Raw genomic sequence first — 18926 nt, 5'->3', positions numbered from 1 at the left:
GAACGCGTCGCTAGTATCCTAGGGCAGGGCCCGTATATGAAGAACCACCCGCTTGTGCGGGTGGGTTCCTTTTTTGTATGCCCAGGTTTGGCCGCCGGAAGGGTCAAATTACGAAAAAAGGTTACTAAGCGGGCGAAAAACATCTTTTTAGTAACCCGTTTTACAAACAAATTAATTGAGAAATTACAGTTTAGTTAGAAAATAGGTTACTAACTAACCGAAAAACTATGTTTTAGTAACCTTTGGGGTATGGGTAATTAAGAAAATGTTCCTTTTTTGAGACTTTTGTTTGCATACAAAGTAATAATCGGGTTACTAGATGCCTTTGAATTACCCATTTAGTAACCCATTTTGACAAAAAGTCCTTTTGCATGGCAACAAGATTGGCCGAACCACCAATTATTTGTATATTTGAGGCATAGTTCATAGATCGCCATCCTGCATAAAACTGGAATTTGCCGGCGGACCGCAGAGGCGGTCTTTTTTTATGCCCTAAAAAAGGAATGCAGATGCAATTTAGAGAACTGATTTCACCGGATAAGCTGGTGTCTGTTGTTCAGGCAAAAGCGGAAGAGCTACTTGCCGCAATTACCACAATTGATAAGCGTTTGAGAAAATCAATAGAAGGTCGCCTCCGTATGGCTCGCCGCAAAAATTCGGTACATTACTTTCATGTAAAGAGTCCTGCCGATATTGTTGGCGATTATATTCCTCAATCAGATGTGGCGACTATCAAAGCTCTTGCGCAGAAGGATTATGATAAAAGTGCTCTCAAGGAGCTGCAGCGGGAACTTTTCATAGTGGACAAGTTCCTTAAGGAATATCAGCCGGAGTGTCTCAATGCGGTTTACTGCAATCTTGCTCCAGAACGTCAGCGATTCTTGCAGCCAGTGCGTCTTCCTGACGAGGAATATGCGGTGCAGTGGCTTGCGGTAAAGTACAGCGGGAAGGGGATGGCTGTCGACGCGCCCCTGCTGGAAACCTCCCGCGGGGAGCGGGTCCGCTCCAAGTCGGAGGTCATCATCGCGGATACCCTCGACCGCCTGAAAATTCCCTACCGCTATGAATTTCCCCACCAGCTGAAAGTCCGCAGGAACAGTCGCGGCCGAGACAGCTCCCGCCGCACCGTAACATTCCATCCCGATTTCACCTGTCTCAACATTCGCACCCGTCGCGAATTCATCTGGGAGCATTTCGGGCGAATGGACGATCCCGAATACATCGCAGAAACTCTTGGAAAATTCGAGACCTACACCGCCAACGGAATCTTCCCCGGCGAATCCCTCATCTTTACAATGGAAACACAGGAATGCCCGCTGAACCCCGCCACCGTGGAGGCGCTGGCGAGCAAGTTTTTGTTGTGATACTTTTGACCATGCTTCATTAAGTGCAAAACATCCCGCAGTTCAACGCTGCGGGCTTTTTGTATGCAATCATTTCGTTTGCCATAGCAAGTTTTGTGGTGATCCTCCTAACGGCAAACTTTTTATATTCTACCGCAGGTTAAAAAGGAGAGTCAAATGGGTTATATTGAAAGCAAGTGCCCGCACTGCGGCAAGGTGAATCGTTTTAGTTGCAACACTTACGCATACGGCAGTCCCATTGTCAATTGCAAGGATTGCCGCGAAGAATTTGTAGAAAAGAAATTCCGTGAAGTGGCCGTTGAAGGTTTTGATCCGCGGACCACAAATCCGAAATTCTATGTGAAGGCAATCCCGCTGTTCCTGATACTTTCTGCGGTTTGCTTCGCCTTGCAAATGGCTCGTGTGGGCGAGTTGACTTTCAACAAGATTTCCGTTGCCGCGGTGGCCTGCGCCGCTGCTGCCGTCCTTTGCCTCGTGCAGTTCATTCGCATCAAGTGCGGCTTCGAAGACAAGAGCAACGCCAAGCATCTGGAAGAATCCAGGGACCGCCTGAAGGACAAATCCTACGCCAAGAAGCTGGCTTCCTACGGCTACAACGTTCCTGATGAATATTTGAAGTAAGCGAGAAAAACATGGGAAATGTAGCCTTGTTCAGAACTTGCGCACTCTATTTTCTGATCGCGGGTTTAAGCAACTTTACGGAAATCCTGATTGCCCATTTTAGAGGAAATGGCGAGGACGCGATATACTCTGGCGTCTATGTTGCAATAGGGATAATTCCTGTATTCGTGAGCTCCTTGGTGTTTGCGAAAAAGAATGCCTTGTTGTTGAAAATCTGGGCGGCTATAGTCTTTGCGGGTTATGTTATTGCAAAGGTTGTGTATGTTTTAAACTTTCGCGGTATTGGATTTCAAACAATTGATTTTCAATATGTACCCTTTATCGTTCATTGTCTATTGAATACAGGACTTGTGTTATGTGTTTTTTCGTTTGTTGCTGCTAAATGCAAAAGTCAAGAAGCAAATTCATCTATAAATATGAATCTGCTTCGTCTGTGCTCTGTGTTTTCGCTAGTGTATGGCTTGAATGTAGAGGCCGCGTTTTTCTTTAGTTCTTCGACTCTATATGAATTTGTGCTGTGGGGAATTGTCCCGGTGATGGTTTCAATTTTCTCCCTAATAAGGAAAAATGCGATAGCCCTGGAATTGTTTGCTGTCATGTTTGTGCTCAACTACCTTATAAGTGGTGTTATTGAGATTGCAGATTTATTCGCACGCGGCATTGACGGAAAATCAAGTTTTGTTCCGTGGTTACTCCAGAGTGATTTTGTTGTTTATGGCGCATCGTTCTTTATTGATCGAGAACAAAATAGAAGATGCATTCAGAAAATAAAGTTGCTTTTGGGAAAGTGGAAAAAACTCACTTGATTTTTCTATTATAACCTTGTACAAGTGAAAGGAAATTTTATGAAGAATTTTATTGCGAAGATGGGTGCTGTTCTGCTGGCCTCTGCAGCAGCGTTAGTCTTGAGTGGTTGCGGCGAAGATTCTGGAACGAATGCGAACAATAGAAATGGTGGTGCCGGCACAACAATGGTTGACTCTCGCGATGGTCAAGCCTACAAGACTGTACAAATTGGCAGGCAGACTTGGATGGCGGAAAACCTGAACTATCAGACTGGCGAAAGCAAGTGTTACGATAACAAACCCGAAAACTGCGACAAGTACGGCCGCCTTTATGTTTGGAGAGAAGCCGTTACCGCTTGCCCGGATGGCTGGCACCTGCCCAGCAAGGAAGAATTTGAGGAATTAGAAAAACTTACCGGTCAAAAGGTGGGAACCGTGCTGAAGTCCACTACAGGCTGGAAAGACGATGACGGCAAGAGTGGCAATGGTACTGATGGCCTCGGCTTTGGGGCGTTGCCCGCTGGCTACTACAACAGCAACTACGACAACTTCGACTTCGAGGGCAACAACGCGCTCTTCTGGTCTTCTACGGAGAGCAATAGTTACGATGCGTACTACCTGTTTTTGTTCTACGACGTCGAGCTCGCCTGCGTGGTCTACGACAATAAGAATTTCGGCTTCTCGGTTCGCTGTGTCAAAAATCCCTAGCCCTATTTAATCCTATCCCCGCAATATTCTTGCCTTCCGCAGTTCTTGCAGTGGGCGCCCATCCATAGGGTGTCAAACTGGTTGATGGCGGATTCAACGATTTGCGGGTCGTTGGTGAGAATGCCTGCCTCAAAGTTTCGCTTTAATGCGCTTTTCATGCCGATGCCCGCACCTGTCAAGTTGGCGGATCCGATGTAGGCCACTTCCAGGTCGAAAATCACCATCTTGAAATGTACGCGGGGGCAAAGCACTCGTTCCAGGTCCGTTGCCAAAATTGGGAATCGGTCGAAATCTTCGCGGAAATTTGGGCCCGGTTCCTTGGCATGAACCAAACGCACGCCCACGCCCTTTTTCAGCAGGCCTGCAATTTGCCCCAGCAGGGGAATGGCCTCGCCGTTCTGCTTTACATACAAGTCCTTGATGTCGGCGGTACCGATCCACAGGGTGTCGCGAACTTTTGCGATGCGCTCGATGACTTCGCTGTAATGCTCTTCGTTGGCGATGTACTTGGTGAAAATTTCCATATGTTATGCAATGTAGAATAATTATACGGGGTATGAATTTCCTATTTTGTTTTTGGTAAAAGGAGTTTTAAAATGAAGAAGATTGGTTTTAGTGCATTGGTTTTGGCTGCCGCTCTGTTTGCCACTGCTGCAAATGCAAAGGCTCCCGTAGCCCAGCCCGAAGAAGACATCAAGATTGTGAAACTTACGGATGATAATTTCGAAAAGGAAATTATGAAGTCCGACAAGTCCATGATCATCCTGGAATTTTCTTCTACCAGCTGCCCGCCTTGTCTTGTGATGATTCCGACTCTTATCGGTATTGCCAAGAACTATAGCGATGACATCAAGGTGGCTTCTGTGGGCATTGATGAACCCAACATCACCAAGATCAAGAACACTTTCCCGGTTCAGGCATTCCCTACTTTCTTCCTTATCAAGAATGGCCGCGTTGTTAATCGTTTGGTTGGCGCTGTCAAGGAAGAAGAGTTGCTGGCAGGTCTTCAGTACACTCCCAAGGCAAAGAAGGCTCCCGCAAAGCCTGCCAAGAAGACTGGCAAGAAGAGGGATCTCACTTGTAAGGTGAATGGTCAGTTTAATGGCCTCCAGAACCTGGTGACTATTTCCTTCGTGTTCAAGGATGACGAAATTGAAAACGTTGATATTGTTACCGACGCATTCATCCCGCCTGAAATGGAAAGCCATCGTGATGATATTATCGCTCGCGTTAGCTCCAGCGGCAAGGGTGATGTGACCCCCACCATGACCGGCTTTAGAATGCACATTGCCAACGATTGCCGATTCATGAAGGCCATGGACATGAAGCGTACTTCTACCTACGGCGAAATGAAGGCCGGCCTGGAACTTCAGGGATTCACCTGTAAGTAATCGCAACGAATTACTAAAAGCGAAAGCACCTTAGGCAATTTGCTTAAGGTGTTTTTTTTATCATTAAGAACATGAAAAAAATGTTCAGTCATTTGAGTGGTACCGCGGGCGTTGTGCTGTCGCTGTTTGCGTTTGGCGCAATCGTCGCCTGTTCTGAATCTTTCACCGATGAGCGTGATGGGCAATCTTATGATGTAGTGGAAATCGGTGGAAAGACTTGGATGGCTGAGAACTTGAATTTTGATATGGCTGCGACTGGTGCGTCGGAAAACTCGGCTAGTTTCTGCCCTGAAGGAGATTCCCGTAACTGTTCCAAATATGGTCGCCTTTATACTTGGGAGGCCGCACAAAACGCATGCCCTGCAGGTTGGCGCCTGCCCACTCGTGAGGAATTTGAATCCTTGATTACTGTGGCGGGAAACGGTGGGGATGTTGCCGGTGGCTCAGGCTTAGAGGTGGCTGCTGCGAAAGCGGGTGCAGCTCTCAAGGCTACTAGCGGCTGGTTCAAGAAAGGCAACGGTACTGATGAAGTTGGTTTTGCAGCTTTGCCTGCGGGCTATCACTCTTCCGATGAAAAGTTTGATGGCATCGGCGGTTACGCCTATTTCTGGAGTAGTGCCACGGATCCGGACGAATCTGCGTTCGCCCAGTATCTTTTCTTGGACTTTAGCAGTGACGCCGCAGAAATAAGATCTTTTGTTAAAAGTTCCGGTTATTCTGTTCGCTGTGTTCGTCAATAGTTTTTTTAGTATATTAGCTGGTACATTAACATAGTTCATAGATCGCTTGCTTGCAAAATCTGGCTCACGTCCAGAGGACCGCAGAGGCGGTCTTTTTTTATATGCAAAAAAACGGAGTGCTTCAAAACGGCGCGATTGAAACCGTGTGCGCGACGTACTTTGAAATTAGGAGGTTATAATGCAGAAGTTTGAAATGGTTGGAATGAAGTGCATTGGCAACAAGAAATTGTTGGAGGAACCTTTGTCGAGAATCGGGGTGTTTGCCTCCCGTTCCGAGGATCCGGCGGTGGGCATTATTCGTGAGCAATGGGCAAAGGCGAAAGGGCGAGAGCGTCGCTGTATCGTGGGAACATTTCATTCCAAGGCGGAGTGCGAACTGCTCTATTTTGTTCTTAAAAATGGTGGTTATGCAGTTTGGTTCCTGGGTTGCCGCCTGCCTGACAGACTTCCGGATTTTTGCAAGCGGGCCATTCGCTATCGCAAGCTGCTGATTGTTTCCTGTTTCAACAGTGAACATCATTCTTATGCAACGGCGCGGTACTGCGCCCACCTTGCGGATATGTGCTCCAGCTATCTTGTAATCTGGTCCATGAAGGAAAACGGAATGATCGCTCCGATTTACAACAAGGCTGTGACCAAGGGAAAATGGGTTGAAAGGTTTTGAATTGCATACAAACTAACGAGCGACTATGCGTGACAAGTTCGCCCAATATGCGCACGTGACGAATAATTTCAGAAACAAAAAAAGACCCCGTATTTCGCGGAGTCTTTTTAATTGCTTTTTGCAAACCGATTAGTCGGTCAAGCGAAGCGGCATCAGCAGGAAGCTGAAGTTGAGGCCTTCGCCAACCGGTTCGATAATGCAAGCGCCAATGGGAGTGTTCATCTTGAGAACAACTTCTTCGCTCTTGCACATGCCGAGGATTTCGGAAATGTAGCGACCGTCGAAACCGATGCTGAAGCTGCCTTCACCGTTGTGGGTGACTGCCAATGCTTCGCGGGAATCGCCACCGACATCCGGGTCAGTTGCGGAAAGTTCCATCATGTTGCCGTCGATCTGGAAACGAATCTGGTGGGTTCGGGGATTTGCCATGGGCAAGATGCTGCGGACCTTGTTCTGAAGTTCGACTGCGTTAGCCTGAACGGTACGTTCAAAGTTCTGCGGGATCACAGCGCGGTAGTTAGGATACGGTCCTTCGTACAGCTTGGAAATAATCTGGGTGGAACCGGTGCTGAACAAGATGTGAGTTTCGGTAGTGCGAACTTCGATCTGTTCGTCGTTCTTTGCCATGCGGAGGATCTGCTGAAGAACCTTCGGCAAGATGATCACGCCGCCGTTGAGGCTAGCGCCTTCCTGTTCGATGCTTGCGCGGCCCATGCGGTGACCGTCGGTAGCAACCATGGAAACCTTACCATCTACGGCTTCGAGATAAACACCGTTCAAGTTCTGGCGGGTGGAGTCGTTGGAAACTGCGAAAGCGGTCTTTTCAACGAGGAATGCCAGTTCGCTTGCTGCGAAGGTCAAGGTGGTGCCTTCCACTTCCGGGAACGGAGGGAAGTCGCTTGCGTCGAAGCCCATGATAGAAGCCTGGCCGCGTTCGCTCCACTTGATCTTGGTCAGGTAATCCTGAACGTCGATGCTGATGTTTTCAATAGCAGGGTCTACGAGAGCCTTGATAAGTTCAGAGAACTTGCGGGCGTTGATCACGACTTCGCCATCACGTTCGCCGTTGACTTCGAGCTTGGTCCTGATGCCAAGGTTCAAGTCAGTAGCGCAGATTTCGAGAATATTGCCTTCCAAGCGGAGGGAATAGTTGTTCAAAATCTGAAGAGTGGACTTGTTGGGAATTGCAGTAATTGCAGTCTGCAAGGCTTCCTGCAACACGGACTTCTTGATTTCGAACTTCATTCTAGCCTCTCTGGATTAACATAGTTCCGACGAAGAATATAACGACGATTGCACTCATGGCGACGATCACCCAAGTGTTCAAGGTGTTCTTCTTCTTCGGTGTGAATTTCTTGACTTCTTGCTTTGCGTGTCTACGATCGCGACGGCTCATAGAAAATCTCCAATTTGTTTACGGATAAAAAACTAATTTATTTATTGCACGAGGAAATTTTTTATGATGGAAACACCTCTAAATAAGCTTAAAAATAAGGCTTTGTTCGCAGCCTCCGCCGCCGTACTGCGTGTGGAATTGGCAACTGAGGAAGCCAAGCTGAAAAAGAACTTTCAAACCCTGGGTTTGAAGGTCCATGGGGCAGTCCGTGACGACCTTTTGGCCGCCATCAAGGACGACCCGTCCGTGGTAGAATTGCTGGGCGCCATTGAAGAACGTAAGCGCCGCATCAAGACCCTGGAAAGAAGAATCAACAACCCTGGCGAAGATGAAGAAGCTTGAGATACATGTATTCCCGAGTAAGACCACCTCGGGCAAGAACTACAAGATTTCCCTGGCAGGGGCGATCGTTTCTGTAGTTTGCGTTGTGGCGGGCGTTGCCGGTTTCCTGATGTTCTCCCCGGTGAGTATTGTAGACAACGTAACGAGTGGAAATATTACGGATATTCACCGTCAAAATGTGGCAATAAAAAAGGAATTGGCGACCATCCGCGAATCGGTGGATGAAACCATTTTGAAGGTGGAGGAAACCCGCCTTCTCCGAGATAGCACTTTGAAGTTCGGTGGCCTGGGCTTTATCTTGGAAACAGCCCTCAGCGATGATGAAAAAACTTTGGAAGGCCGCAAGGGCCTGAAGGAAATTGAACATTCCTTCCGTCAGCTGATCGATACTTTGGAAAAGGATTCTGCATTGGCTGCGAAGCTTCCCATTCTTCACCCTATGAAGAACGGTCACGCTATCAAGAAGCGTTTTGAAATGGTCCACGATCCCTTTACCGACCAGGAACTTCCTCATCGTGGCATTGACTACGTGGCCGTTGAAGGCGATACTGTTTATGCGACAGGTGGCGGCGTAGTCACTGAAGTTCGCAAGCATCGCGGTTTCGGTCTTTCCATGAAGGTGGAACACATGAAGGGCGTGCGTACTTTCTACGCTCACTTGGGCAAGAACCTGGTGGATGTAAATGCCAAGGTGAAGCGCGGCCAGCCTATTGCAATCGTCGGTGAAAGCGGTACGGAATCCAGTGTGGGCCTCCATTATGAAATCCGCCTGGACGGAAATTCCGTGAACCCTGAAAGTTTCTTTATAACGAAGTAGGTTCGAGGCACGAGGTTCCAGGTTCGATTTTTTTATTGTGTCATCCTGAGCGAAGTCGCAAAGCGGCGTAGTCGAAGGATCCAGAACAAAGGTTTTGATTATGGCAAATTCAGCTTTTGAACAGAACATTATCGCCATGGTGTGGGACTGCGACAAGACTCTCATCAGTTCCTATATGCAGGAACCGCTGTTCCGCCGTTTCAATGTGGACGGTGCAAAGTTCTGGCAGGAAGTGAATGCCCTCAAGACTCGTTACGCTGCCCAAGGAATTTCTGTAAATTCTGACACTAGCTATTTGAACCACATCTTGACTTATGTGAAGGCTGGGATTTTTAAGGGCTTGAACAACAAGATGCTTCGTGAGTTCGGTAAGGAACTTGTTTTCTATCCGGGCCTTCCTGATTTCTTTGGTGAAGTGAAAAAGTTGATTGAAGAAGATCCGAAGTATAAAGCTTTCGACATTCGCTTGGAACATTATGTGGTAAGCACCGGATTTGCTGAAACCATCAAGGGTAGCGCCATCGCTCCTTTCGTTGACGGAATCTTCGGTTGCGAATTTATTGAAGATGTTCTGCAACCCGGCTTCTTGGACGATACCAGGTCCCAGGCTCCAGGTTCCAGGTACGAGGATTCCAAAGAAATCTCCCAGATCGCTTGCGCCTTGGATAACACTTCCAAGACCCGTTATCTTTTTGAAATCAATAAGGGTTCCAACAAGTATCCCGAAACCATCGATGTGAATTCTTCTATTGCACGCTCTAGCCGTCGCGTGCCTTTCGAGAACATGGTGTACGTTGCCGATGGCCCCAGCGATGTTCCCGCTTTCAGCATCTTGAATTACAATGGCGGAAGCACTTTCGCCGTGTACCCCAAGGGTGACGTGAAGGGAATGCGCCAGGTTGAATCTCTCCGCCGTGATGGTCGCGTGCAGATGTATGGCGAAGCGGACTACAGTGAAGCAACGACTTCATGGCTGTGGCTTACGGAAAAGGCCCGCGCCATTGCCGACAAGATCGTGGCTACCAAGCAGGCTGCCATCAAGAATAGCGCCGGCGCCCCGCCTACACATTTGAATTAATATCTTGAACGGGGAGGCTCTATTCCCAGGGCCTTACCGATAATGAGAATGATGATGAGAACGGTGGCGAATATCACCGTTTCTTTAGCCGACAAACCACTGACTTGTGAGTAGCGTGGGTAGTGGGAATATTTCTTTCGAACAGCATCGACAAACTGGCTCACTTCCTTTTTTTCTTCGGCAGTGAGTTTCCCGTTTTGCCTGTGTTGTTTCTTGTGGCTTGCTCGTTTTCTTTGCTGTTTCGCCTTATACTTTTGTTGCTTGATAAGTTTCTTTTGGGTGGGGTAGGAACTTACTTCAAAAGTTTTTGAAATGGAATCATTTTCTCCAGAAGATTCCGTGTTTTTTTCCTCGGCATCTTCTTTTGCCTTTTCTTCGGCTTCTTCCCTTATTTTTTCTTCCGATTCCTCAAGCTCTCTGAGATAGCTTTTTCTAGTGGGGTCAAATCCATCATCCTCGATTTGTTGGATTCTTCGGGCTACAATTTCCACTCTTTCGGGAGTTGGATCTTGTTCTATCGCATCCAAAATTTCATACAGCTCTTCTAAGGGAAGCTTACGGATGTGAGCTTCGTATTCCTTGAGGTAGTTTTCGTCTTTCAAGTTGACTTCGGTGAGACTCATTTTGAATTAGATGAGATAAATGCCGATTTCGTTTAAGAAGCGATTGAGGCAGAACAGGGCGAATCCGAGAATGGCGATGAGCAGGATGATGTACTGCACCGGATGCTCCTTGAATTCAAAGTCGCTGCCTTGATGAGAAACCTTACCGCGCACGATGGCGCTGATAAACCAGGCGAAGAAAATGATGGTGAGGAGCAGGGCCATGCAGGGCAATCTACTAAATTATTGGCTTAGTTGGAGCCGAATAGTTCATTGTACTCTTTGTTGGTGTAGATGATGCCGTACAGAGGGGCGTTTTCATCAGTGGATGCGTAGCTTTTGGAGGCGTTTTCGCATGGAGACGGAACGTATACGGTGCTGTCCTTGCAGTGTACCGAGGGATCGGAATAGAGCACGTAGGGATATTCGCTATTGACGCTGAAAGAGGATGTTGCGCAGTCGCCGGAGACGCTGCCGGAGCTGATGTCGAAATTGGGCTGAACGCCGTAGAGGGCAATGACAGTGCTGGTGACACATTTTGTATCATGCTCGTTTGTGCAGATGTTTTCTCCGCCCTGGATGTATTCCGGCTCGGTGGTTTCGTTACAGCCGGCCCAGAAGCTGGCGGCGATACTCAAGGTGATTTTTCCCCAATGTTTTCTGATGGACATAGAGCCTTCTGGTTTCTCAAATTCCTTACGGTTAGAATATAGACTTTGGCGAAACTTTTTTGATGCGCTGGCTGAAAAATATGTTGTACAATTTGTCAACGGTTGGGGGCGTTGCGGGGGCGTGCCCCCGCAGAGGGGGTAGCGGAAGACCTTAAAAAGGGCTTGAGCGAGGGGGAGGCTTCCCCCGCCTTCGTAATTCATAATTATATTTAAAGTCCCCATATATATGGGGAAGTTTTATCGACTCTCAAGTTTTATTGAACTTTAGGAATTGAATGACGAATAAGTGTAAATGCGGGATTCTGATCAGCAAGACTCCCTACGACAAGCGCTATGCCATCATGGAAGATGGCGAACTGGCGGAATTGATCGTAGATGGTGGCGAAGCTGTTCAGGTTCTCGGAAATATCTATAAGGGTATTGTCAAGAAGGTCATCGCAGGCAAGCTTGCGTTCGTTGATATCGGTCTCGATGCCGACGGCGTGTTGCTCCAGGAAGATGCCAAGGACTTGAACGCCCCCAAGGGTAGAAGGAACCATGAGGAAGAAGCCGTGGTGGAAAGCATCGAGAAGGAGCTCCGCGAAGGCGACAGCGTGATGGTCCAGGTATCCGAGGAGCCGACAGGCAAGAAGGGCGCCGGCCTGACAATGCACCTGAATATTGCGGGTAGTCTCCTGGTGTGCATGCCGGATTCCGACATCATCAGGGTTTCCAAGCGCGAAAAGGATGCCGCCAAGCGTAGCGAGATCAAGCGCTGGATCAACCACAATAAGGGTCGCGACGTGGGCTATATCGTCCGTACCGAAGGCGTGAACGCTTCCGAGGCGGAACTGTCCCAGCAGATGCAGGAACTGGAATCCAAGTGGGCCTCCATCAAGGAGAAGTTCGCTTCCCTGGACGGCACGGGCTGCCTTTATGTGGAATCCAATTCTACCCAGCGTGCTATTGGCGAGTATCTCAACGAGAACACGGACTATGTCTATATCGACAACCGTGACGACTATTTCTCCCTCCGCGACGATCTGAAGTCCCTGTCCCCGGACAAGCTGGACAAGGTGAAGCTGTGGAGTTCCGGCGAAAGCCTGTTCGAATATTTCAAGGTGGAAAACGACTACGCCCGCTCCTTGCAGCGTACCGTTCCCCTGCCCCGCGGTGGCAACCTGGTGATTGAACAGACCGCCGCCCTGGTGTCCATCGACGTGAACACCGGTCCCAAGGTCCATGGCAAGGACCAGGGCAAGATCATTCTTGAAACCAATATCGACGCCTGCCGCGAAATCGCGAAGCAGCTGCGTCTCCGTGACGTGGACGGCCTGACCATCGTGGACTTCATCGATATGGAGACCGAGGCCGACAACACCACGGTGTACAACGAATTCATGAAGGCGATCCGCCGCGACAAGGCCGAGGTGACCCCGGCTACCATCAGCCAGTTCGGCCTGATGGAAATCAAGCGTAAGCGCGTGCATCCGGATGGTGCCGGCAGCAAGTACAATATCTGCCCGGTTTGCTCGGGCGGTGGCCGTACCGCTACCTTGGAAAGCACCCTGGGTATGATCGACCGCTGGATGGCTCGTGCCAAGGCTAAGGGTAGCCTGCGTCAGGTGACCTTGGTGACCAATCCTTATGTTGTGGATGTTCTCTGCAAGGACCGCAGCCGCATGTTCAACTACCTGGAATACAAGCATGGCATGACCATCGACTTGATCCAGGACGAAAATGCCCATGTGAACCAGTTCTGGATGTACAACGAGAACAAGGAAGACATCACGGACCTTTACAACTTTGCCGACTTTGAAAAGCCTGTGGTTCAGGCCAAGCCCGCAAAGACTCAGAAGAAGGCTCCGGGTCAGAAGCGTTCCCGCCGCGACAACCGCAACAAGGCCAAGCGCGAAATCCTCATCAGTAAGACTCCTTACGAAAAGCGTATCGCCATCATGGAAGACGGCGAACTGGTGGAACTGGTGGTGGAAGGTATTTCCTCTACCCGCGTGCTGGGCAACATTTACAAGGGCGTGGTCCAGAAGGTGCTTCCGGCGCTGAAGGCTGCGTTCATCGATATCGGTATGGAAAAGGCCGGCTTCCTCCATCAGGAAGACGCTATGGACCGCAACGAACTTCTCCGTCGCGAATACGGCGACGACGATGACGAAAGCGGTGCATCCAAGGAAATTTCCATCGACGAGATTCTCCAGGAAGGCCAGGAGATCATGGTCCAGGTGGTAAAGGAACCGATTAGCACCAAGGGTGCTCGTCTGACCACACACTTGAGCTTTGCCGGTCGATTCCTGGTTTGCATGCCGGGTACCAACTTCGTTGGCGTGTCCAAGCGTGAACGTGATCCGGCCAAGCGCCGCGAATTCAAGAAGGTGGTGAAGCGCCTGAAGGGTCGCGACGTGGGCTACATCGTTCGTACCAACGGCTTGAACGAATCCGAATTTGAAATCAACAAGCAGATGCGTGAACTGGAAGCAAAGTGGGAACAGACGAAGTTCAACTTCGAGAACCAGCCTGCCGAAACCTGCATCTACGAAGAATCCGATTCCATCGAACAGACTGTCCGCGAATACTTCAGCGACAACACTGACGTGGTCTACATCGACAACCGCGATGAATACTACGCTCTTCGCGACTACCTGCAGCGCCTGTCCCCGGACAAGCTGAACAAGGTGAAGTTCTGGAACGAAAAGGTCAGCTTGTTTGAAAACTTCAAGATCGAAAACGAGTACGCTCGTTCCTTGCAGCGCAAGGTGATGCTGCCTTCTGGCGGCAGCTTGATTCTTGAACAGACCGAAGCTCTGGTTTCCATCAAGGTGAACTGCAAGCCCAATCTGGACGCCTGCAACGAAGCCTGCCATGAAATCGCAAAGCAGCTCCGTCTCCGTGACGTGGGCGGTCTTATCATCATCAAGTTCCCCGAAATTGAAGATGACTCTGTCCGCGAAAGCGTCTACCAGGAATTCCGTAAGGCAATCCGTCGCGACAAGGCTCCTATCAGTCCGTCTCCCATTAGCCAGTTCGGCTTGATGGAAGTGACCCGTAAGCGCGTCCGCGTGAACCTCATGACTGAAAAGACCGAAGTCTGCTCCGTTTGCTGTGGCGGTGGCCGCATCGGTACCCTCACCGGTACTCTCGGCATGATCGACCGTTGGCTCGGCCGTGCTCACGCCAAGGGTCGCATGCGCGAAATTACTTTGGTTGTAAGCCCCGCTGTTGTGGATGAACTCTGCAAGAACGAATGCCTGGTGTACAACTACCTGGAACATAAGCACGCCATCAAGATCCACCTGGTGGAAGATGACCACGCTCATGTGAACCAGTACTGGATGTACGACAAGGACAACGAAGATATTACTGAACAGTTCAATACGATTTAAGGTTCTGTAATATCGGCGGCGTTCACGCTACGAAATTAAAAAGGCCTCGCAGAAATGCGAGGTCTTTTTTTTGAGAAGTTCTGAGTGATGTGTAAGCCTTGGAGCCTAAGGGGCAAAGCCCCTTGCATCTCTTAGAAGTCGAGGGTCAGGTTGTTGGTCTTGCCGCGGCGGACGCCCCAGAGCTTGTCACGAGTCTGCTCGATGGTGGTCTTGCCGTTGACCTTGACCTTGACTTCCAGGCGGGCGATGTAGACGCCGGTTGCTGCCAAGCGGCCGTTCTGGTCACGCATGTTCCAGGCCAGGAACAGCTTGCCCTTGCTGTTGAGACAGCCGCCAGTTCCGTAGATATCGTCGGTACACTTGATGGTGCCAGCCTTGCCGCCTACATAGGATCCGAGATGGTCGTAGTAGCGGGTCTGGTACTGCAGCACCACGGCGTTTTCAGAAATCAGGGATTCTTCACCACTGCGGTAGCTTTCGATATTGGAGGAAGTCAGCACGCCATCCTTGATTGCCTGGATGAGGGTTTCGCTGATTCCTGCCTTCTTCAGTTCCTTTTCAGTAATGGCTCCACTTGCAATCTGCTGGAAGATATCGTCGTAGCCAGTGACTGTTGCAGGGGTAATGATGGCTGTAGAGTCGCGGCTGTTTTCGATACTTGCCTGGATCAGTTCCTTGACGATTTCAAGGTCTTCGCCCTTGATCTTGCTGGAGTAGTTATCCTTGGTGATTTCACCCTTCTGGATAGCTTCGATAACTTCTACACTGAGGCCGGCGCTGAGATCGCCAGTCATGATGTCGGAGAAGAGCTGCTGGGTAGCTTCTTCTTCAGTCTTTTCGGAGACTTCGTAAGTGGTATCTGCCGAAGAGGCTCCTGTAATCTTGGCGATGTAGGCGTCGAGCTTTGCAACATCCTTCGTAGTTTGTTCAGCCATGATCTTGGAAATGTCGAAGTCGATCAGGTTACCTTGAACGCCGAGAGAGTCACCGATCTGCTGTGCATCCTTCTTGGTGTCGGTAATGACAATGGGCTGGGTGGGTTCGTCATTTGCGATGATTCCATAGGGGTCTTCGCCAACAGCGATAAGTCCCGGACTCTGGTTGGTCAGTTCCTGGTCGCCGATGATGGTTACCCAGGGATTGTTCTTATGGGGAACGTTTCCGTTAAAGTCTTCGGCGTACTTTCCAGGAACGAAACGGATCTGGTCGCCGTCGGTGGGGAATACTGCATCCAGAGTGGAGGGGCTGAAGACAATGGTAATTGTCTTGCCGCTGCCACCTTGCTGTACAGGATCTTCCGGTTGCTTGTTCTCGCCGGAACGGAAGCAGATGTATTCGAACATTTGCTTGTAGAATTCCTTGCGGGAGTCGTCGGTAATAGCTTCGCTGACAGTGATAGTGACCTTGCGGTTACCGTCGCGCAGGGTTTCCTTGGTTGCCTTTACGATAATAGGACCGATGCCGTCTTCCACAGGATCATTGGTGGTCTTCAGCTTGTGACTGTTACCATTTTCCTTATAGGTAACCCAGGTGGAAATATTACCGGTGTAGGGCGTGCTGCTTTCGCCACCGGTGAACTGTCTGGAGCCAAAGCCGCAGGCAGAGGATGTGTCGCAGGCGCCTTCGGTCACGACGATGATTTCGCTGCCGGAAACCTTCTTGATATTCTTGCTGCTGATGACGCTGAAGGTTTCACCAAAGGTGAACTGGATGGAGTCAAGAATATTGGAATCGTCGAAAGACTTGTCGAACTTTGCGTAGAGGCTGTCGCCGCGGCCATCACCATTACGGTCGTAGATCTTGGCGAGAGTGATACGCGGAATCGGCGGTTCCTTGAAGCTCAAGTTCTTCCAGAAGGAAGCTGCAGCTGCTGTACCCTTTGCAGTAATCGTTGCATTGGTAACTTCGCCGTTAGCACGGATGTAGAAGGTTGCCTGAGCCTTGTCGTTCAAGGTCACCTTGGCAATGGGATTGCCATCGGCGTCGATAATATCAATCAGCGGGCTGGAGGCACTGACGGTGATCTTTCTGTTATAGTCGTTGACCGTTGCCTGGTCTTCGTAGAAGGTGACGTTCACCGGATAGATTTCGTAAGCCCAGCTACCGATCGTTGCCTGGTTGCCGGAGATTTCCTTACCCAGAACTTTCCACTTTTCGTCTGCGAAGGCGACGCTGGGGAGCGGGTAGGACGGAATGGTAATTTCGATAATGGTGGTCTGGCTGGGGTCAGACTTCAAGGAAATTTCCAAGTAGTAGTGGCCCGGAGCCAAGGCTGCATTGTCCACGATAGCGGCAGAGTCAATGGAGAAGGTGGAGTCACTGGTAATCTTGAGGCCTTCGTAATGAGTTCCGATGCCTAGGATTTCAGGTTCTTCCAGATTACCGCCGGTGAGGCGGAACGTGGAGGCGCCACCGGTGGTGTCCACTTCGGTGTTGCTCGGATCGTAACCGCAGGAGAGCTTGTTCTTCTTGTTGATCTGCCAGATGTCGTAATTGGTGGAGGAACCTTTTCTGTCGGAGGTGACAAAGATGGATGCGTCCACCTGCAGGTCGATGGAAGTACGCATACGGAAGTTGGAGGAGCTTACGTGGCGTTCTACATAGAAGATGTGGAAGTTGTAGGTTTCACCAACCTTGAGACCCATGGTATCCAGGTCTACGGCGCCTGCAACCTGACGATGCTGACCACCGATATCTACAGCCAGGCGGTTGTCAATAAAGACCCACACGTCGTCGTCACCGTAGAAGTCGAAATACTGTCCCGGAACATACTCAAAGGTTGCCTGGATCTTAACAGCGAAACCGAAGTTATGGTAACCACCGCTGCCGTTGAGACGGTCGTAATAGGGGTTCTTGATGGTCTGTGCTTCGTCAAGGAACTGGAAGTCGTCCACAAGGAACATACCGCCCTTGTTCTTTTCGTTACCTTCGGAAATCTTGTCGGAGGAGACTTCTGCCAGCCAGAAACCTTCGTCGTCCATGGAGATGTACAGGTCACGGCAGGTCATGTTGGTGTAATCGGTGCCGTTCTTGGTGGTGATTACTTCCGGCAGGAACCATTTGTCGAGATGGGTGGTAAGCTTACAATCGGCGGGGAAGTTCGTTGCAGGAACAGGAACTCCGTTTGCGCCAAGCTTGGGTTCCACCATGCCTCTCATGTAGCCGTTACCCTTGTCGTCCTTGGCATTGCTGCCGCCGCATCCGCCAGAACCGAAGTCTGCGCTGACACCGTTAGTGGATGCACCATTGCCGTTTGCACCGTCGCCCTTGTCGCCATGGAGCCAGTCGAAGACGGTTACAGGGAACTTCTTGAGGGGGCATTCGCCCAGAACGCCAGGATACTTTGCGAAGAGTGCGGGGACATCGTTCTTATAACCCTGAATCCAGATGGTGTCGGTGAGGGCTGCGATGGAGTCGAGGCTGATGAAGCTTGCTGAGGTAGGTTCCTTGTTGACCATGCCTTCGGCGCCCACATAGTTCAAGCCGATGGTCTGCTTGAAGTAGACGTTGAGACCTGTTGAAGGTGCGTTAAGGCTGGTTTCGAACCAACCGCAGTAGTTCTTGACCTTGGTCATGGTGGCAGAGGTTTCGCCATTCACGAAAAGGATTGCGGAAGTATTTGTCCAGGGAGTGAGGAAGCGGATGACAGTCTTGCCGGAAGGCTGCTGTGCGCCGCCGGGTTGCTGGCCTCCCTTCTTGGAGGAGCTACTTACCGGTGTGGGCCATTTGATGGAAGAGGAGGAGGCGGGTTTTGCCGGTTCCATGGCGGATGAGGAAGTAGGCTTGTTTCCTGCTTGAATTGTAATTTGCGCCGTGGTTTGACCAGCTGCGACAATTTCGCTGATTTTTTTATTGTAGATGGACGTCTGGCACTTGTTATCACTGAACAACGCGACGGTTGTGCCTTCGTTGCCGTTTATGGTTAAAGTGTAGACTCCGTTTTTCTGGCCAATGATTTTGCAATTGTTCTGGGCATCCCTGTAATAGGGGGATCCACCATCATAGTTGACAGTAAACGTATAGCTATTGTTTTTGTTTCCTCCGGGGCCGCCATTACCGCCCTGGGCCATTGCAAAAGAAGCGCAAAAAGCGAGAACAAGGGTCAAACCCTTTAAAACATTATAACACCGCATCCATCTTTCTCCTACCAGGGGCTACCAGATCTCCACATCTATAGCATTGACCCCTGGAAAAACATTCATAGTATCAAGTCCTAAAATACCTTATTATGATGAAAATCACAACATTACGAGGCTTTCAAAATGTAAAAATACAGCGAAAAACGGCCGTTTTTTGAAAGAAAATGTGTTAGAAGTGTTTTGTGGGAAAATCAGTTCCGTTTTTTGATGTTATACGAAAGATGGCGAGGG

General features: G+C 49.8%; 19 protein-coding genes. 12 read left to right on the top strand and 7 right to left on the bottom strand.

Annotation, left to right across the window (positions count from 1 at the left end; translation table 11 throughout):
• From MJZ25_13335 to MJZ25_13315, 5 genes are all read left to right on the top strand, one after another.
• Positions 1–198, top strand: a 198-nt coding sequence (locus tag MJZ25_13335) for a hypothetical protein (protein MCQ2125158.1), incomplete at its 5' end; no start/stop codon positions are given.
• Between the two features lie 311 nt (positions 199–509).
• Entirely contained in the window at positions 510–1364 is an 855-nt protein-coding gene (locus MJZ25_13330; GenBank protein MCQ2125157.1) for a hypothetical protein, read from the top strand.
• Between the two features lie 156 nt (positions 1365–1520).
• Positions 1521–1985 (top strand): hypothetical protein, encoded by a 465-nt coding sequence (locus tag MJZ25_13325; protein ID MCQ2125156.1) that lies wholly within the window; start codon positions 1521–1523, stop codon positions 1983–1985.
• An 11-nt stretch (positions 1986–1996) separates the two neighbouring features.
• Positions 1997–2791 carry a hypothetical protein gene (locus MJZ25_13320; protein MCQ2125155.1) on the top strand — a complete coding sequence of 265 codons (795 nt, stop codon included), beginning with the start codon at positions 1997–1999 and terminating at the stop codon, positions 2789–2791.
• A gap of 39 nt (positions 2792–2830) precedes the next feature.
• Entirely contained in the window at positions 2831–3478 is a 648-nt protein-coding gene (locus MJZ25_13315; GenBank protein MCQ2125154.1) for a fibrobacter succinogenes major paralogous domain-containing protein, read from the top strand.
• A gap of 2 nt (positions 3479–3480) precedes the next feature.
• Here MJZ25_13315 and MJZ25_13310 read toward each other — a convergent pair whose 3' ends face one another.
• Positions 3481–4002, bottom strand: coding sequence for a phospholipase D-like domain-containing protein (locus tag MJZ25_13310; protein MCQ2125153.1), 522 nt, complete (start codon positions 4000–4002; stop codon positions 3481–3483).
• Between the two features lie 72 nt (positions 4003–4074).
• On the opposite strand from MJZ25_13310, the gene MJZ25_13305 reads away from it, so the two are divergent.
• The 3 genes from MJZ25_13305 (at position 4075) to MJZ25_13295 (ending at position 6273) form a co-directional block, all read left to right on the top strand.
• Positions 4075–4869 carry a thioredoxin gene (locus MJZ25_13305; GenBank protein MCQ2125152.1) on the top strand — a complete coding sequence of 265 codons (795 nt, stop codon included), beginning with the start codon at positions 4075–4077 and terminating at the stop codon, positions 4867–4869.
• A gap of 71 nt (positions 4870–4940) precedes the next feature.
• On the top strand, positions 4941–5609 hold the full coding sequence (locus tag MJZ25_13300) for a fibrobacter succinogenes major paralogous domain-containing protein (protein MCQ2125151.1): 669 nt from the start codon (positions 4941–4943) through the stop codon (positions 5607–5609).
• Positions 5610–5787: 178 nt separating this feature from the next.
• The gene (locus MJZ25_13295; GenBank protein MCQ2125150.1) at positions 5788–6273 is read left to right on the top strand and encodes a hypothetical protein; all 486 of its coding nucleotides are present in this window, start codon (positions 5788–5790) and stop codon (positions 6271–6273) included.
• A gap of 129 nt (positions 6274–6402) precedes the next feature.
• Here MJZ25_13295 and dnaN read toward each other — a convergent pair whose 3' ends face one another.
• Complete coding sequence (gene dnaN, locus MJZ25_13290; GenBank protein ID MCQ2125149.1) at positions 6403–7518, bottom strand: DNA polymerase III subunit beta; 1116 nt, start codon at positions 7516–7518, stop codon at positions 6403–6405.
• Position 7519: 1 nt separating this feature from the next.
• On the bottom strand, positions 7520–7669 hold the full coding sequence (locus MJZ25_13285) for a hypothetical protein (protein MCQ2125148.1): 150 nt from the start codon (positions 7667–7669) through the stop codon (positions 7520–7522).
• 63 nt (positions 7670–7732) lie between these two features.
• Here MJZ25_13285 and MJZ25_13280 point away from each other — a divergent pair, with 63 nt between their 5' ends.
• From MJZ25_13280 to MJZ25_13270, 3 genes are all read left to right on the top strand, one after another.
• The gene (locus tag MJZ25_13280; protein MCQ2125147.1) at positions 7733–8011 is read left to right on the top strand and encodes a hypothetical protein; all 279 of its coding nucleotides are present in this window, start codon (positions 7733–7735) and stop codon (positions 8009–8011) included.
• Positions 7998–8828: a M23 family metallopeptidase gene (locus tag MJZ25_13275; GenBank protein ID MCQ2125146.1), complete on the top strand. Its 831-nt coding sequence runs from the start codon at positions 7998–8000 to the stop codon at positions 8826–8828. Before MJZ25_13280 ends, MJZ25_13275 begins: the two co-directional genes overlap by 14 nt.
• Positions 8829–8928: 100 nt before the next feature.
• Positions 8929–9906, top strand: a complete 978-nt coding sequence (locus MJZ25_13270) for a hypothetical protein (protein ID MCQ2125145.1) — start codon at positions 8929–8931, stop codon at positions 9904–9906.
• On the opposite strand, the gene MJZ25_13265 is transcribed toward MJZ25_13270, so the two are convergent.
• The 3 genes from MJZ25_13265 to MJZ25_13255 are packed head-to-tail and all read right to left on the bottom strand — an operon-like array spanning position 9903 to position 11179.
• Positions 9903–10529: a hypothetical protein gene (locus tag MJZ25_13265; protein ID MCQ2125144.1), complete on the bottom strand. Its 627-nt coding sequence runs from the start codon at positions 10527–10529 to the stop codon at positions 9903–9905. The two genes, MJZ25_13270 and MJZ25_13265, sit on opposite strands and share 4 nt — an antisense overlap.
• A gap of 6 nt (positions 10530–10535) precedes the next feature.
• Complete coding sequence (locus tag MJZ25_13260) at positions 10536–10733, bottom strand: hypothetical protein (protein MCQ2125143.1); 198 nt, start codon at positions 10731–10733, stop codon at positions 10536–10538.
• Between the two features lie 26 nt (positions 10734–10759).
• Positions 10760–11179 (bottom strand): hypothetical protein, encoded by a 420-nt coding sequence (locus MJZ25_13255; protein ID MCQ2125142.1) that lies wholly within the window; start codon positions 11177–11179, stop codon positions 10760–10762.
• A gap of 275 nt (positions 11180–11454) precedes the next feature.
• Here MJZ25_13255 and MJZ25_13250 point away from each other — a divergent pair, with 275 nt between their 5' ends.
• Entirely contained in the window at positions 11455–14556 is a 3102-nt protein-coding gene (locus MJZ25_13250) for an Rne/Rng family ribonuclease (protein ID MCQ2125141.1), read from the top strand.
• 131 nt (positions 14557–14687) lie between these two features.
• On the opposite strand, the gene MJZ25_13245 is transcribed toward MJZ25_13250, so the two are convergent.
• Positions 14688–18689 (bottom strand): fibro-slime domain-containing protein, encoded by a 4002-nt coding sequence (locus MJZ25_13245; GenBank protein MCQ2125140.1) that lies wholly within the window; start codon positions 18687–18689, stop codon positions 14688–14690.
• Positions 18690–18926: the final 237 nt, after the last annotated feature.

The organism is Fibrobacter sp. (assembly GCA_024399065.1).
Taxonomy (GTDB): Bacteria; Fibrobacterota; Fibrobacteria; order Fibrobacterales; family Fibrobacteraceae; genus Fibrobacter.
This window is presented reverse-complemented; position numbering and strand designations above follow the sequence as displayed.